This is a genomic window from Enterocloster clostridioformis, from assembly GCF_020297485.1.
Classification (GTDB): Bacteria; Bacillota; Clostridia; order Lachnospirales; family Lachnospiraceae; genus Enterocloster; species Enterocloster clostridioformis.
This window is the reverse complement of the sequence record NZ_JAIWZC010000001.1, coordinates 2,376,051-2,391,294: the sequence shown is the minus strand read 5'-3', so window position 1 is coordinate 2,391,294 and position 15,244 is coordinate 2,376,051. Positions and strand designations below refer to the sequence as shown.

The 15,244-nt window shown below is 48.9% G+C and carries 16 protein-coding genes and 3 pseudogenes; 17 read left to right on the top strand and 2 right to left on the bottom strand.

Going from position 1 to position 15,244, the window contains the following annotated elements; translation table 11 throughout:
• The first annotated feature begins 16 nt into the window (after window positions 1-16).
• The 3 genes from LA360_RS12160 to LA360_RS12150 are packed head-to-tail and all read left to right on the top strand — an operon-like array spanning window position 17 to window position 2,732.
• Window positions 17-1,066: a sensor histidine kinase gene (locus tag LA360_RS12160; protein WP_022200959.1), complete on the top strand. Its 1,050-nt coding sequence runs from the start codon at window positions 17-19 to the stop codon at window positions 1,064-1,066.
• Complete coding sequence (locus LA360_RS12155) at window positions 1,063-2,583, top strand: sugar ABC transporter ATP-binding protein (protein WP_022200960.1); 1,521 nt, start codon at window positions 1,063-1,065, stop codon at window positions 2,581-2,583. The genes LA360_RS12160 and LA360_RS12155 overlap by 4 nt, the downstream gene beginning before the upstream one ends.
• Entirely contained in the window at window positions 2,541-2,732 is a 192-nt protein-coding gene (locus LA360_RS12150; RefSeq protein WP_146774943.1) for a hypothetical protein, read from the top strand. Before LA360_RS12155 ends, LA360_RS12150 begins: the two co-directional genes overlap by 43 nt.
• A gap of 36 nt (window positions 2,733-2,768) precedes the next feature.
• Here the strand turns inward: LA360_RS12150 and LA360_RS12145 are convergent, their stop codons facing one another.
• A complete protein-coding gene (locus LA360_RS12145) occupies window positions 2,769-3,773 on the bottom strand; it encodes an ABC transporter substrate-binding protein (protein WP_022200961.1) in 1,005 nt (334 codons plus the stop codon).
• 385 nt (window positions 3,774-4,158) lie between these two features.
• Between LA360_RS12145 and LA360_RS12140 the strand changes: the two are divergent.
• The 9 genes and pseudogenes from LA360_RS12140 to LA360_RS12100 form a co-directional block, all read left to right on the top strand.
• A pseudogene (locus LA360_RS12140) lies at window positions 4,159-4,632 on the top strand (class I SAM-dependent methyltransferase); the annotation flags it as partial.
• Window positions 4,602-5,051, top strand: a pseudogene (locus LA360_RS12135) (phospholipase D-like domain-containing protein); the annotation flags it as partial. The pseudogenes LA360_RS12140 and LA360_RS12135, both read left to right, overlap by 31 nt.
• Before the next feature lie 377 nt (window positions 5,052-5,428).
• Window positions 5,429-5,761: a SymE family type I addiction module toxin gene (locus LA360_RS12130; protein ID WP_089776083.1), complete on the top strand. Its 333-nt coding sequence runs from the start codon at window positions 5,429-5,431 to the stop codon at window positions 5,759-5,761.
• Between the two features lie 4 nt (window positions 5,762-5,765).
• The gene (locus LA360_RS12125; RefSeq protein WP_057572979.1) at window positions 5,766-6,485 is read left to right on the top strand and encodes an AAA family ATPase; all 720 of its coding nucleotides are present in this window, start codon (window positions 5,766-5,768) and stop codon (window positions 6,483-6,485) included.
• Entirely contained in the window at window positions 6,424-7,002 is a 579-nt protein-coding gene (locus LA360_RS12120; RefSeq protein WP_207657889.1) for a hypothetical protein, read from the top strand. Before LA360_RS12125 ends, LA360_RS12120 begins: the two co-directional genes overlap by 62 nt.
• Window positions 7,003-7,189: 187 nt before the next feature.
• Complete coding sequence (locus tag LA360_RS12115; RefSeq protein WP_057572981.1) at window positions 7,190-7,390, top strand: hypothetical protein; 201 nt, start codon at window positions 7,190-7,192, stop codon at window positions 7,388-7,390.
• Window positions 7,391-7,786: 396 nt separating this feature from the next.
• Window positions 7,787-8,320 (top strand): sigma-70 family RNA polymerase sigma factor, encoded by a 534-nt coding sequence (locus LA360_RS12110; protein WP_112481996.1) that lies wholly within the window; start codon window positions 7,787-7,789, stop codon window positions 8,318-8,320.
• A 160-nt stretch (window positions 8,321-8,480) separates the two neighbouring features.
• A complete protein-coding gene (locus tag LA360_RS12105; protein ID WP_057572984.1) occupies window positions 8,481-8,867 on the top strand; it encodes a type II toxin-antitoxin system MqsR family toxin in 387 nt (128 codons plus the stop codon).
• Window positions 8,868-8,894: 27 nt separating this feature from the next.
• Window positions 8,895-9,905 carry a Panacea domain-containing protein gene (locus tag LA360_RS12100; protein ID WP_057572985.1) on the top strand — a complete coding sequence of 337 codons (1,011 nt, stop codon included), beginning with the start codon at window positions 8,895-8,897 and terminating at the stop codon, window positions 9,903-9,905.
• A 251-nt stretch (window positions 9,906-10,156) separates the two neighbouring features.
• On the opposite strand, the pseudogene LA360_RS31260 reads toward LA360_RS12100, so the two are convergent.
• A pseudogene (locus LA360_RS31260) lies at window positions 10,157-10,824 on the bottom strand (transposase zinc-binding domain-containing protein).
• Here LA360_RS31260 and LA360_RS29660 point away from each other — a divergent pair.
• From LA360_RS29660 to LA360_RS12075, 5 genes are all read left to right on the top strand, one after another.
• Entirely contained in the window at window positions 10,771-10,905 is a 135-nt protein-coding gene (locus LA360_RS29660; protein WP_263870328.1) for a hypothetical protein, read from the top strand. The pseudogene LA360_RS31260 and the gene LA360_RS29660 sit on opposite strands and share 54 nt — an antisense overlap.
• A 210-nt stretch (window positions 10,906-11,115) precedes the next feature.
• Window positions 11,116-11,919 (top strand): DUF5058 family protein, encoded by an 804-nt coding sequence (locus tag LA360_RS12090; protein ID WP_002588931.1) that lies wholly within the window; start codon window positions 11,116-11,118, stop codon window positions 11,917-11,919.
• A gap of 13 nt (window positions 11,920-11,932) precedes the next feature.
• A complete protein-coding gene (locus LA360_RS12085) occupies window positions 11,933-12,622 on the top strand; it encodes a hypothetical protein (protein WP_022201438.1) in 690 nt (229 codons plus the stop codon).
• Between the two features lie 133 nt (window positions 12,623-12,755).
• On the top strand, window positions 12,756-13,862 hold the full coding sequence (locus LA360_RS12080) for a M20/M25/M40 family metallo-hydrolase (RefSeq protein ID WP_112481994.1): 1,107 nt from the start codon (window positions 12,756-12,758) through the stop codon (window positions 13,860-13,862).
• A gap of 23 nt (window positions 13,863-13,885) precedes the next feature.
• Window positions 13,886-15,223: an amidohydrolase gene (locus tag LA360_RS12075; RefSeq protein WP_022201440.1), complete on the top strand. Its 1,338-nt coding sequence runs from the start codon at window positions 13,886-13,888 to the stop codon at window positions 15,221-15,223.
• Window positions 15,224-15,244: the final 21 nt, after the last annotated feature.

Here is a 15,244-nt window from a genome sequence, read left to right as displayed (position 1 = left end):
GGAGGGAGGCGGGGAAATGGAACAAAACAGGTTCAGATATCTTTCGGTGCGGGTTATTGCGCTGCTTATTGCCGCCCTGTGTTTAGCGATGTTTCAGACTGCGGCCTGCCTGGTCCGGGCGTTCCGGGGAAATGCACCCTTGTGGCCCGGCGTTATGGGCGCTGCGCTGCTGCTTATTTGCATATGGGTCTTCAGTAAATGGATACTCAGGCCCTACCTCCGGTTGGAACGGACCATGCACCTGTTCCTGGAGGGATATACCACCACCGACCTGACTGACTTGTGCCAGGTGGTCCCGACTCCCATGGTGTACCGGATGCTGGAGCACATGATGAAAATTATGGATTCATCGGAACTGCTTAAGCTTAACAAGCGGCAGGCCCAGTATCTGGCGCTCCAGAATCAGATTAACCCCCATTTCCTGTACAATACCCTGGAGAGCATCCGCAGCGAGGCTTTGATTGCAGGGCTTACCAGCGTAGCGGATATGACGGAGGCCCTGGCCACATTTTTCCGCTACACCATCAGCAAGGTGGAAAACCTGGTTTCCGTGGAGGAGGAGCTGGAGAACTGCAGGACCTATTTCCGGATACAGCAGTACCGGTTCGGTTCACGGCTGAGCCTGTCCATAGAATGCGATCCGGAGGACAGGGAGGAGATATATGGCTGCCGGCTGCCGAAGCTGACCATGCAGCCTATCCTGGAGAACAGCATCATCCATGGAACGGAGTGCAAGATAGGCACAGGCCACCTGTCCATCCATCTGGAACGGAGCGGACAACGGCTGCTGATACGCATTTCTGACGACGGGGTGGGGATGGATGAGGAGGTATTGTCCAGGATGAACGATCGGCTGGGAAAGAGCGGTCAGGCATTTGCGTCCCAGGGTTCAGAGACTCGGGGCGGCATAGCCCTTATAAATGTAAACAACCGGATTCACCTGCTCTTTGGAGAGGAATACGGGCTTCATGTATTTTCCATGCCGGGAGTTGGGACAGATGTGGAAATCAATTTGCCTGCCATTACCAATGACAGGGACTTGAAGAACAAAGAGGCATTAAAATGAGGGAAGAGATACTGCGCATGGAGCGGGTGACTTACCGGGAACAGGGAGTGGCCCTGCTGGAGAATTTCAGCATGACAATCTGGGCAGGCGAGATACTGGGTCTGGTGCCGGTAAACCACCTGGGGCTGTCTGCCCTGGTTCGTCTGCTGCAGCAAAACCTTCCCCTGCATTACGGCTATGTGTATTATAAGGAAAGGCTGGTAAACGACTGGCGTTTTCCATGTACAGGTATGAACCATACCATCATGAACCAAACCGCCATAAATCAAACTGCCATGAACCGTGTCAGCGTGATTCGCAACCGGAGCTGTCTGGCGGAGGGACTGACTGTGGCCGACAATATTTTCGTGCTCCGTCCCGGATTCAGGAAGCGGCTGATGCAGCCTTATATACTGAGGGAACAGTTAAAGCCCTTCATGGAGGATATCGGAGTGGAGATTCCGGCCGACGCTTATGTGGAGGAGCTCACTAACTTTGAACGGTTTGTGGTGGAACTGTTAAAGGCAGTGGTGGCAGGCAATCATCTGGTGGTGCTGGAGGACATAAGCACCTTCATAAGCGACGCGGAGCTGGAGCAGCTGAGCGGAATCCTGCATCACTACGCGAAAAAGGGCATGTCTTTTCTCTACATAGCCGCTCATTTCGAGGAAGCGCGTCAGATATGCGGTCGGACGGCCCTTATGCTGAACGGACAGATTATAAAATGCTTCCAGGCAAAGGACAAAGCGCCGGACCCGTTTTTTCTGCACTGCACCGAGGACTTTGACCGTCATGTGCGGGAGCAGATGAACCAGAGGCCAAGGCCGGAGGAAAACCAGATTGTGTTTCAGGCAGAGGGAGAACCTGCGTTTTCAGTTGCAAGGGGAGAATGTCTGGTGATGCAGGATTTGGATAACTGCATGATTCAGGAACTGATTCCGGTCCTGTCCGGTGAAGAAAGGCATTCCGCGGGACAGATTTTAATTGACGGAACGCCTCTGGGAGGGAAAAATGACCGCCGCATCGCAGTGATCCAGGAACTGCCGGTACATTCCATGCTGTTTTCCAACCTGAGCTATCTGGATAACCTTTGTTTTACTCTGGACCACCGGGTCAGAGGCGTGTGGGGAAGCAAGCGCGTTAAGAAAAGCCTGCGTCAGGAATATGCTGAACTTTTGGGGGAGGAGGTATTTGACCTGCCTGTGGACCGTCTGACGGAATGGCAGAAATACGACCTCATATATACCCGCATTTACCTTCAGAATCCTAAAGTCGTGTTCTGTGTGCAGCCCTTTAAGAGTGCGGAGGTATCCCTGCGCATCCATATCATGGAGCTGCTGGAACGTTTTTTAAATAAGGGGATTCCTGTGGTGATTATGGCAGTGAACCTGGCAGATTCTCTGGCTCTGGCGGACCGGCTCCTGCGGGTGCGCCGGGGCGGGAAGGTACAGGAGTATCACAGGGATGAGTTCGCGGCATTGCCGGTGAATACGCCATGGCTGTATTTGTATCAGGAGAAGTACAGGGAAGAGTGGTAGGGCGGCGTGGACGGGCGGTGGGGCGTGGAAGAGTGGCAGGCGGAGCGGTTGAAATGAATGAAACAGGTGAACTAAATGAAACAGGCCGGATTATATACTGTACTGCATTTGGGCAGGTAACAGTTTATAAGCCGGCTGTTTATAGTTAGTGGGAATTAAAGTGCACTGCGTGAGTAAAGCGGAGGCTATTTCGCTGCCTGCTCAGAAAACTGTGTGGTAACAAGGTCCTCATAGGGAACCCGTGCCGACAGTTCACCTGCCTCTTCCAGGATGTTTTCCAGAAGCTCAAAGCTTTCTTTCTCGAATACGGTGTCATCCTTCCAGGTATCCTGGTCCTTATAACGGCCTACGATGACAGCGAGTTTATCCACCGGTGTTTCCTTGAACTGGGGCTGGATGGTTTTGGCAATTTCTTCGGCGGAATGGGAGTTTACGTAGTCCATGCCCTTCTGGATGGCATTGGTAAACTTCTGAATGATTTCCGGGTTTTGCTCCACATAGCTCTTCCTGGCACAGTAAGCAGTGTAAGGGACATATCCGGATTCTGTTCCAAGAGAGGCTACCACGTACCCGCTGCCTTCGCTCTCCAGAGTGGTTGCAAAAGGTTCAAATTCCACGGTATAGTCCGCGTCATCGCTGGTAAAGGCGGCTGCGGTCAGCCCGAAATTGATGCTCTGGTCAATGGAAAGGTCTGTCTTTGGGTCCATGCCGTGTTTCTTTAGGATATACTCGAAGACCATCTGAGGCATGCCGCCTGCGCGTCCGCCGAGGACCTTCCTGCCCTTCAGGTTTTCCCATTTAAAATTGTCCTCAGGCTGACGTCCCACCAGGAAGTTGCCTGCCCGCTGTGTCAGCTGGGCGAAGTTCACAGCATAGTCCTGAGAACCCTCCTGGTATACGTAGATGCTGGCCTCGGAACCCATAAAACCGATTTGGGCGTCGCCGGAGATAAGGGCGGTCATTACCTTATCAGCACCAGCTCCGTTTACAAGGGTCAGGTCGATGCCCTCGTCCTCAAAATATCCCAGCTCAATGGCTGCGTATTGGGGGGCGTAGAAGATGGAATGGGCCACTTCGTTGAGGACCAACGGGGTGTTGCCGGAGGATGCACTGCCGGATGATTTTGAACAGCCAGTTAGGGCAGCTGCGGTCAGGGCTGCTGCCAGAAGAATGCTAATTGCTTTTTTCATCAATATGCTCCTTATATGATTTGGTATAGTATAGTCTATTAGGTCTGGGGGGAATCGGTGAATAAAACATGGGGAACCGAGGATTAAAATGGCTGATGGAAGCCGTGTTTTATACCGGCGTGATATTGAGTGGTCTTATAGAGAGTCTGATTTTATGGAGACCAATCTGATAGTACCTGGTTATGTATTTATTTTTAAACAGTTTTAATTGCCTGTGATGCCCAAAAATGATATGATTGACAGTAGTCGTGATAAAAATGGGTAGCAGTCTTAATGAGAGTATAATATGCTATTTTCCATATCTGCCTAAGGAGAATGGAAACAAATCGGAGATTGACCTTCTGCTTTTTGTAAATATATATATATTTGAGCAGGAATTACAGCGGCTGGAATCCTGGACTTCGGATGCGGTTCCGGCAGAGATACCAGGTATTTCATGGACAGGGGATTTGAGACAGATGCCATAGATGGTTCTGAAGAGCTGGTCAGGATTGCGTCTGAATATACAGGCATTGAAGTAAGGCAGATGTATTTTCAGAATTTAGATGAAAAAGAGGCTTATGATGGAATCTGGGCATGTTCTTCCATACTGCATCTGTCCTATGGGGAGCTGGAGGATGTTTTTGTCAAAATGGCTCGTGCGTTGAATCACCATGGAATCCTGTATACCTCCTTTAAATATGGAACGGCAGAGGGTGAGCCAAGTGGCCGCTATTTTACGGATATGACGGAAAGAAAGATGGATAAACTGTTAAAAGATGTAAATACATTTGACATCATGGAGATGTGGGTAACGGACGATGTCCGCCCGGGGAGAGCAGAAGAAAAATGGCTGAACATGATATTGAGGAAAAAATAGAATCGTTGAAACAAATACAAAGGGATATCGGGCCCTGTGAGGTCATTACCGGGGGCAGAGATAAGAATCGTTTTTTGCTGTATCAGTTAGAGCTCAGTATGCTCAGGGCTGTACAGATTGATATGATTGTGTCATTCCTCATGGAGTCAGGAGTACGTATGATTCTGGATGATTTGGAACAGGCACTGAAACGCGGAGTGAAAATCAGAATCCTGACCGGAAATTATCTGGGGATCACACAGCCGGAGGCATTGTGCCTTATAAAGGACCGGCTGGGGGACCGGGTGGACCTTCGGTTTTACAATGAAAAGGAACGGTCCTTTCACCCCAAAGCCTACATATTCCGAAGAAAGGATTTAGGGGAAATATACATTGGTTCATCCAATGTTTCGCGCAGTGCTCTCACATCCGGTATTGAATGAATCATACTTTGCCAGGGATTGTTTTGATTATATTGTTATTGATGAGTACGGCATAATAGGACAAGTCAAGAGAAGACCGATTTTAAAGGCTTCCTGACCAAGTCCTATTTTTTTGACCTACTGGAAGAGGGGGTGAGATGTAAGGACGGCGCCGAATTTACAATCGAATACCTACTACTATGAAGGCAGAGGGGTTTCCAGGCTCCGAATGGACGAAGAATGCCTTCGTGAGAGTGGGGTGATGCTTATCAGAGCAAATAGGGCTTTGATCCGCGGGAGTAGTCTGCTCCTAGACGGATCTGAGCCCTTTTCTCTTTCAAGGCGGTCGGATGCAGGCAGCATCCATGTTACAGATAATCGAAGGAGGAAATCAGATGAAGAGATTCAAAGAGCGTAGAAATATGAAGATCTACGGAATGAGCGGATACAATTACAAGTCAACCCCGACCATCATGCTTAAAGGTCAGTGGCTGAAGGAGCTGGGCTTTGAGATCGGCGGGTATGTTACTGCCAGCTGTGAGAACGACAAGCTGGTTATCACGCCGGATGCGGAAATGGCGGTGCTGAAGGAAGCAGAGGCGGCTTTCATGGAAAGAGAGACAGAGCTTCTGCAAAAGAGGTTTAAGGCGGAGAAGGAAAAGCTGCGTGCTCAGTTTGTAGCGGAGAGAACAGCGGAGTACGGCGTTTGCGCGGAACAGGGGGTGTGATGTTATGGGAAAGATAATCATGATCGGAGCAATGAAGGGTGGTGTCGGTAAATCTGTTACGGCGTTCAATCTGGCGTATTCCCTGCAGAAGAAGGGGAAGAAGGTTCTGGCTGTGGACTTTGATCCGCAGTCTAACCTGACAACCTGTTTCGGGGCGGCAGATGAAGTGATCGTGACGGTGAACCCTCAGCTTCTGGCTATGAAGGGCTTGGCGGACTTCCTGAAGACCGTGAAAAAGATCAAGAGCTGCATCAATGAGAAACGTACAAATTTTGAGCCGCCGAGCGGGAAGCGCACCAAGCAAAATGAGGTCGAGTGGCTGGAATGGCAGGCACATAGGTTGGCTCCAAGGGTTCTGATGCCTAAAAATATGTTCCGGAAGAAGGCAGAGGAACTGCTTGATAATGATATCAATTCCTGTGATGAGCTGATTCACCAACTTGCCGAGTTCTTCATTGTTTCGAGAAGCTCTGTTAAGATTCGATTGCTTGAAGTGGGGCTGGAAGAAAGAATATCCGGCTTTCAAGATTATGAAGCTGTTTATGCTGAGTTGAACCGGACAAAAGATTTTGTTCCTCTGACTTTGGAAGAGTCATTCCAGATGCTTTCCGATAATCCCATTCTTGAAGAGTGGGTGGAGTCATATGGCCTGTTATTTGTAGATGGGTACTTTGTTGTCCCGGACAGAAGAATATCACCGTCAAAAACGGCGAAATACATCTGACAAAAAGGGCGAAGACAAATCTTCCTACATGTGCCCTGAATATAAGGGAACAGCATTTTATAACATACAAATATGCGCAGGAAGATCTTTCTTGCTATGCAATGATGAGACTGAAAAAGAGTTCCTTAGGCTGCTCAGGGATGAAGATACCACCTTATGCCAGAGCCTGACATTTATGATTGATAAAAAAGGATGGACGGATCCTCTGGACTTTTATGAGAATACATTAGTACATGAGAATTATCTTAAACGGATTAGAGATAATGAATCCAATAAAATGGAGTCCGGAACTATCATGGCTATCTGTGTCGGTTTAGGGCTTCGCAGGGATCTGATAGAAGAAGTGTATCAGAAATCGGAGCGCAAACTACATCCATATCAAGATCCGGATCGTATCTGGCTGAAAATTATTGACCGATACCCGTGCATTAGCATTGTGGACTTCAATAGATTACTTGAAGTGGTCAAAATGGAGCCAATCGGAACCAAAGATAGAAAGAATTCAAGAGTTTCATAATTTTTTTCAACTTACCAAGTTGGGATTGAGCCTCTTAGGGGGCTTTTTTTTTTATGCTCAAATCTGAAAAGCCTTATTTTAAGCCATTTCTTCTCAACTTACCGAGTTTTTACAGCATTTTTCCATTCTGCTTTAATGAAGGCGTGCCAGGCAAAAGACACAGAAAAAGAGACGGAGGTATGCAGAAATGACAAGAGATGAAAGAACAAATTGGATCGCAAATATTGAAAATACAGCTTCATTTATCGAGTCAGAGATTGGTGCAGAAACCGTGAATTTTGTCCTGGAAAAATACGAGGCAAAGTCAATCGAGCAGATCGCATCATCCGATTTGTCTGAGGTTTTCAGTGAACTATACGCGATCGAGACGAATTTGAGATCTGGATGATGATACCGGAAAAATGCGGTGAAAAACCGCTTAGTAAGACAGGGGGTTGCAAATATCCCAGAGAAATATAGGAGGGAAATCGGAAAAACGGGGTTTCTCATACCTATACCAGTAGGACGGTGGGTACGGATCAGAGTCCTCATCCGTGGATGAAGGTTCTGATGGGTATCCGGCGGATATCCAAATAACTATTTACAAATTTAATATCGGCACATGATGCGCAGTGGACAGGATACGAACATATTGCATTCCAGACAGTTGCCGGTACGGCAGCAGCGGAAAGCGATATGTATGTACCCTTGCTTCATTGCGCTCTTTTTGCAGCATGGGTACGTCGGGGGATAAGCCTGTCGATGTCTTGTCTCACTGTCTCCGGGCCAGAAACGGAGGCAAAAGATGTTATTCAGAAAAACACCGACAAGTGAGAGAGGCAACTATGTGTACAGGTTCAGTGACGGGATGGTATCCGTTATTGCGGAGGGTGATGAGGCGGCGGTCTGGATCAAGTCGCTCCATTCCTTCGATGATGCTGAGGTCTATAACAACATCAAGAACAGCAGACCGCAGCTTGAATCCTGGCAGAAGAAGGCTCTGGAAGAGTGGAAGGCTCAGCATCCGGGTGAAGAGCCGGAGAAGAATTGGAATCTGTCGATGGACGGATTGATGATGACTGAGAATCCAGATACCAGCACTTATGCGAAGCAGCTTGCGGAGATGGCGGCGGAAGAGCCGGATCCGCTGAAGGAGCTTCTTTATGAGATTCTTTCAAGGCTGCCGGAGGACGATCAGGAATTGTATCGTCTGTATTATGTGGAGGGCTATTCACAGGAAGAGATTGCGGAGATGAAAGACGTGTCACAGAACACAATCTCTAAGAAGCTTCGCAGGATCAAGAAGCAGCTGACCGAGATGTGCAGGAACGCAGTATAAGGACGGAGCGGGTAATCCCAACTGAATATGGTGTCAAATGACGGCGGGAAATTTTCCTGCCGCTTTTGATGATGGGATATTGACAAAAAGCAATCATAGGGTTATACTGATGATGAAAAAAATCAAAAAATACATCATGCACTCTGCGGAGGATAAAGTATTGAGCATAGATCAGAAAGACATAGAGCAGTATCTTTCCGAGGTGAAGGAAGCTGTTGAAAAGGATAATTACCGGCTTGATCGGAATGCCAGACGGCAGGATAACATCAATCTGTTTCTGGATTATGTTATTGACGAGGCAAAGGCAAAGGAGATCATATTGAGCCTTACTGTAATGGATTTTTCGGAAATCCTGCAGAATGAGCATAAGGGCTATGAACATGAGAACCTGTATGTATTTGGCAAGGATGTGTCACTTTTGGAGAGGAATGGGACGGAAGAAAAAACAGTATCTTTGTATATCAAATTCAACAAGCTGGAGAACTGTTTTGTGATCGTTATTTCGTTCCATGAACAGAAACATCCGCTTACATACTATTTCAAATAATCAGGAGGCAAATCGGAGGTGACCATTATGACAGAGAAGGGAAGAAGAGATTTCTGCATAGAGTGCAGGAAAGAGACCGAGTACCTTTTGCAGAAGAAGGACATCGTAAAGAATATAAGGGATAAGGATTATACCTTTGCAATCACCGTGGCTGTCTGTGCGGAGTGCGGTGAGGAAATGAGCATTCCAGGCCTTATTGATAAGAATGTTCAGGAAATCGATGAGCAGTACAGGGTGGCGGAAGGGCTTGTATCGGTTGACGATATCGAAAAGCTCATGAAAATCTATAAGATCGGTAAGGCTCCTCTGTCCCTGGCGCTGGGTTTCGGAGAGGTGACTATTCCGCGTTATCTGGAAGGACAGGTACCTTCCAAAGAATATTCTGATATCGTAAAGGCGGCGCTGGCATCCCCTGCCTATATGAAGCATAAGCTCATGGAAAACCGGGAGAAGCTGACGGATGCGGCATACAGGAAGGCGCTTTCGGCATCAGAAAGCATAGAGAGCCTGTTTTCCGTTTCGGATAAGATGCTCAGGGTGATCGCATATATATTTGAAAAGCTGGAAGAGGTAACGCCTCTCATGCTGCAGAAGCTCCTGTATTTTATCCAGGGCGTTTATTCTGCATTGTATGGAAAACCGATCTTTGAAGAGGACTGCAGGGCATGGATCCACGGTCCGGTTTATCCGGAGGTGTATGACCTGTTCCGGGATTTCAAATATAATCCGATCGATGATGCACGGTTCGCGCTTCTTAGTGGAACTGAGGATGCACTGACGGATGATGAGAAGCGTGTGATCGACCTTGTGGTGAATACTTTCGGGATGTATGGCGGAAAGGTGCTGGAGAAGATCACACACAATGAGGATCCCTGGATGGAGGCGAGGAAAGGATACGGCGACAGCATCCCTTCCAGTGAGCTTCTGCCGAAAGAGCGGATTATGAAGTATTATATCCTGATAAACCAGAAATACGGCATAGATACGGAGGATGGCCTGCGGACATATATCCATGATATGCTTGATAAGGCATCATGATCCGTAACAACTGAATCCGGATAATAGAGTCAGACCATAAGGCTCAGAAGAGTTAATTCTTCTGGGTCTTATTTTTTTCTTTATTAGGAAACTTCGCAAATCGGCAAAGATGGTGTATAATAGACTGGAGATAAAAAATGACATAGCAAAAGAGCGAAGGTGTGACTTCGCCATGACGTTGTCTATGTAGTTTTTTGTTTTTGGTTTAGGCTGCACTATCTGACGGTAGAGAAAGGATAAGGCGTATGGATCTATCCATATCCCATAACCTTTCGATAGCGTTCAAATAGTGCAGTTTTTTTGTGGTAAACTTCTAAAACCAACATAGAAGTGCCACACTTCGGGCATCTGAGCGGATCATAGCCAAAGGCCAGAAGAATCGAATTACGCCAGTCCAGTAATCGGGAAAGATATTGCCGCTTCTAAGGGATAAACATTTCCTGAGATTTTTTTCCTGTTTATGGTGTTTTGCATAAATGCCGTAGTAGCGGACCATTTTAAAGTGCCTGTCAGGGATATGTACGATCAGCCGTTTGATAAAGTCAATGGCAGGGATGCATTCTGTGATTGTTTTATGGTCCTCATGGCGCTGATAATGGAACGTCACACAATCCCCGTCATAGGCATCAATCCTGGAAGTGGCAATGACAGGTCTTCCAAGATATCTGCTGATGTATTTAACGGGGATTGTAAAGACACAATGTCTGTGGTTGCAGGAAACGAGTTTACAGGACATACGTAAAGCCCGTTTCTGGTTATACATGCTGCCACAGGAAGGACAGAAGCGGCTTTTACAGGAGAAGGGAACAAATTTAAGGTTACCACAATGAGGGCAGCCAAAGAAAGCGCCCCCGAAAGAAGGAGCATGGCAATTGATCATCCTGTCGATGTTATCCAAAACATTGTTGCCGGGGCGGATGACATATTGGACGTATTCAAAGTGGTCAGAAAAAATAGTTTGGAGGATGTTCTTTTTACACATAAGAACATTTTACAATAAAAAGATATAAAGAGAACCCCCCAAATCCTCTCATGAGTGAGGGGCAGGGGAGTTTAGAGTGCCGAAGGCACTTTGTTCAGAATAGCTCCCATTCTTTGAGATATTCTGCACTACACCCTCCAACCTCCATTCTGTCACTTAAACAAATATTCAACAAAAGCACTTGACAATACCGAGGAAATGTAGTAAATATAAATATAAGGACATGTTATGGACATGACCGAAACTAGAAAATCCAAAAGACTGCAGCTTTTGGAAAGGGGAATAACCAAGGAGGTCAGAATGAACGAAAGTGTTAATTATTTGGATTATGCCAACAGTCCTCTGATGTGGGCAGCAGCGGCTTTGGCGGTAGCGGTGGTAGTGTTTCAGTCAATTCTGTTTATGAAGAGGTCTATGAAGGCGGCCAGCGAGTCGGCTCTTACCACGGACCAGGTACATAAGGCAATCAAGAGCAGTGTGATATCATCCATTGGCCCGTCCGTAGTAATCCTGGTAACCATGATATCCCTGCTGGTCACCATGGGTGCGCCGGTGGCATGGATGCGTCTGTCATTTATCGGTTCGGTCAACTATGAGGCCATGGCGGCCGGATTCGGTGCGCAGGCCATGGGAAAGACACTTCAGACCATGGATACCATGGCATTTGCCTGCGGCGTGTGGACCATGGTATGCGGCTCCCTGGGCTGGCTGATTTTCACCTTCCTGTTCTGCGATAAGATGGACAAGGTTAACCACCTGATGTCAAAGGGCAATGCCAAGATGGTTCCCATCATTTCCGCGGGCGCCATGCTGGGCGCGTTTGCTAACCTGGCTTCCGGCAACTTCTTTACGGCCGAGGGCTCCCTGACATTTACCAACGCGCCGGCAATCGCTACCATAGCGGGCTGCGTCATCATGATGATACTGGTGAAGCTGTCCAGGGCCAGGGATATCGGCTGGCTCAGGGAGTGGGCATTTGCAATCGCCATGTTCAGCGGCATGTTCATCGGATATGCTGTCAGCGTAATCTAAGGAGGGTTAGAAGATGAAAAACGATTATTATTCTGGTACATATATCCCCGGAATCGTCAAATGGGGAAAGATTACACTGCTGCTGGGCATTTTCGCGGGATTCCTTCCTGCGCTGGTGATGGCCTTCAGAGGCTACATGCCTCCGGTGTCCGCCATTATCGCAGGTACTCTTATGCAGATCAGCGTAAGCGGAGCATTTTACATTGTTGAGCCCATTTCCTACTTCCCGATTCTGGGCATTCCGGGAACCTACCTTACCTTCCTTTCAGGCAATACCTCCAACATGCGTGTGCCATGTTCTTCCGTGGCGCAGGAGGCAGCCGGAGTGGAGATGGGGACGGAGGAAGGCTCCATTATTTCCACTATCGGTATTGCCACATCCATTCTCGTCAATATCGTGATTCTTACCGTGGGAGCTGTTGCGGGAAGCGTTATCCTGAACATTCTTCCTGCACCTGTGAAGGAGGCGCTTAATTTCCTGCTTCCCGCGCTCTTCGGTGCTGTATTCGGACAGTTTGCCGCAACCCGTCCCAAACTGGGCGTGGTGGCCGCCATCATCGCCATCGGAATGAACTGGCTCATGAAGCTGGGCTTCTTAAGCTTTATACCGGGCAATCCATCCTATGTGGTTATTCTGGTAGCTGTATTTGGCTCCATCTACGCAGGCAAGCTTCTTTACAAGAAAGAGCTGCAGGTTGACTGATAAGCAGAGACTGATAAGCAGGGACGGATAAGGAAAAGGGATGGACAAGAAAAAGGGATAGGATACCTTGCACAAGCGCCCGGGGCACGGGCGCTGCGTGCACATGAAGGCTTATAAAATGAGGAGGATGACTATGCTGTCACGCGAGCGGATGCAGGAACGTTTTTTGGAATTAGTTCAGATTTACAGCCCTTCCGGCGGGGAGAAGGAGCAGTGCCAATGGCTTATGGACTATTTTAAGGAGAGAGGAATAGAGGCTTCCATAGATGAAGCCGGAAAGGCATATGGAGGAAACGGCGGTAATATTATCGCCCATGTCAAGGGCGAGCCCTGTAATCCTCCCTTCTGTTTTGTAGCCCATCTGGACCAGATTGAGCCGTGTAAGGATGTGAAGCCGGTGGTGGATGGCCATATCATCCGCACGAACGGCACCACCACCCTGGGAGGCGATGATAAGGGGGCTGTGGCCTCCATACTGGAAATCGTTGAGGATATTGTGGAGACCGACAGGCCCCACAAGGAGTTCTATATCATGTTTACCGTCTCTGAGGAGACAAGCATGCAGGGAACCAAACACATGGACCTGTCCCGCCTGCCATGCAAGAACATGGTCATAGCGGACGCGACAGGCCCGGCAGGAATCATTGCCTATAAGGCCCCGGCCATGGAGGCCATAAGGTGCACGGTGAGAGGTCGTAAGGCCCATGCGGGCATTGAACCTGAAAAAGGAATCAATGCTGTGGTGGCAGCGTCCGGGGCAATCAGCCGGATGCATATCGGGCGGATTGACCAGGAGACCACATCCAATATCGGGCGGATCGAGGGAGGGGCAGCCACCAATATCGTGACTGATGAAGTGACATTTACCGCCGAGATACGTTCCCACAGCATGGATAAGCTTAAAAATGAAGTGGCCCACATGGAGGAATGCCTGAAAGCAGCCTGCCTGGAGATGGGTGCCGCCTATGAAATAGAACATGAACTGGCATATCCTTCCCTGGAGGTAAGCCTTGACAGTGATTTGTACCGCATGACAGCCCAGGCCATGGAGAAGGAAGGAATCGAACCTAAGCCCATGGTCATCGGCGGAGGCAGCGACGGCAATATATTGGCCGGGTACGGCTGCAGCAGCCTTATATTAAGCGTTGGCATGATGGATGTACATACGGTACAGGAAGCGCTGGATATGGATGAACTCTGGAATGCTACCAGGGTTATGAGCCGGATGACAGAACTGTAAGTAAGATGACAAGGAATGATGATATGGACAAAGAAGAAGTGAAACAGAGATGCCTCAATGTGATTGAGGAACACCAGGATGAAATCATTGCCCTGGGAAAGGAAGCTTATAAAACGCCGGAGCTGGGATATAAGGAGTTCAGGACAGGAAAACTTATGGAGGAAGCCTTTCGCAAGCTTGGGCTGGAGCCGGAGACCGGCGTATCCTATACCGGCTGCCGTGTATCCTCCGGTCCCAAGGGAAACGGTCCCAGGGTGGCGGTGATGGGCGAGCTGGACTGCATCATGTGCGACGCCCATCCGGATGCGGCCGAGGGAGGGCTGGTTCATGCCTGCGGGCATAATGTACAGCTGGCAAACCTGTACGGGGCAGCCGTGGGAATTCTTACGTCAGGCGTTATGGAGCACCTGGGCGGCGCCGCTGACTTCATAGCCATACCCGCGGAGGAATGTGTGGACTATGAGTACAGGAACCGCCTTATGAGTCAGGGAACCATCCACTATCTGGGAGGAAAACAGGAGCTTATGTACCGTGGGGGCCTGGACGATACGGATATGGTTCTTCAGTGCCATATGATGGAGATGGAGCCGGGAAAATGCTGCATCCTGGACACCAAAGGCAATGGATTCATCAGCAAGACCGTGCATTTTCTGGGAAGGGCAGCCCATGCCGGGTTTGCCCCGGAGCAGGGAATCAACGCCCTGAACATGGCGGAGCTGGCCATGAACAATATTCACGCGCTGAGGGAAACCTTCAGGGATGAGGATAAGGTGCGGGTAAGCATTGTAATCAAGGAGGGCGGTGGCCTGGTAAATGTGGTGCCGGAGCGTGTTACCATGGAAATCATGGTTCGTGCCTTTACCATTGATGCCATGGAGGATGCCTCCCATAAAGTAAACCGGAGCATGAAGGCGGCCGCAATGGCTCTGGGGGGCAAGGTGGAGATTCACGACTGCATCGGCTACCTCCCCCTGAATACGGACCGCCGGATTGCCCGTCTGTACCGGGACAACATGATAGCCTACGAACACGCGGGGGAGGATGCGTTTGTGGAGGACTGGGAGACAGCCGGTTCCACGGACCTGGGGGACATTTCCCAGATCATGCCCTGCATGCACATCTGGGCAGGCGGCATAAAAGGCGGCCTCCACACGGAAAAATACCGGATGGACGACCCTTACACTGCCTATATTGTACCTGCTAAAATGATGGCCCTTACCATCATCGACCTTTTGTGGGACGGAGGCGCGAGGGGAAAGGAAATCATGGGGAATTTCCGCCCTGCCCTGACAAAGGAAGAATACCTAAATCTCTTAAAAGACCATCAGGTGGTTGATTTATACGACGCTTCTGATTTATAATCGGTATATGGCGCGCTGTGC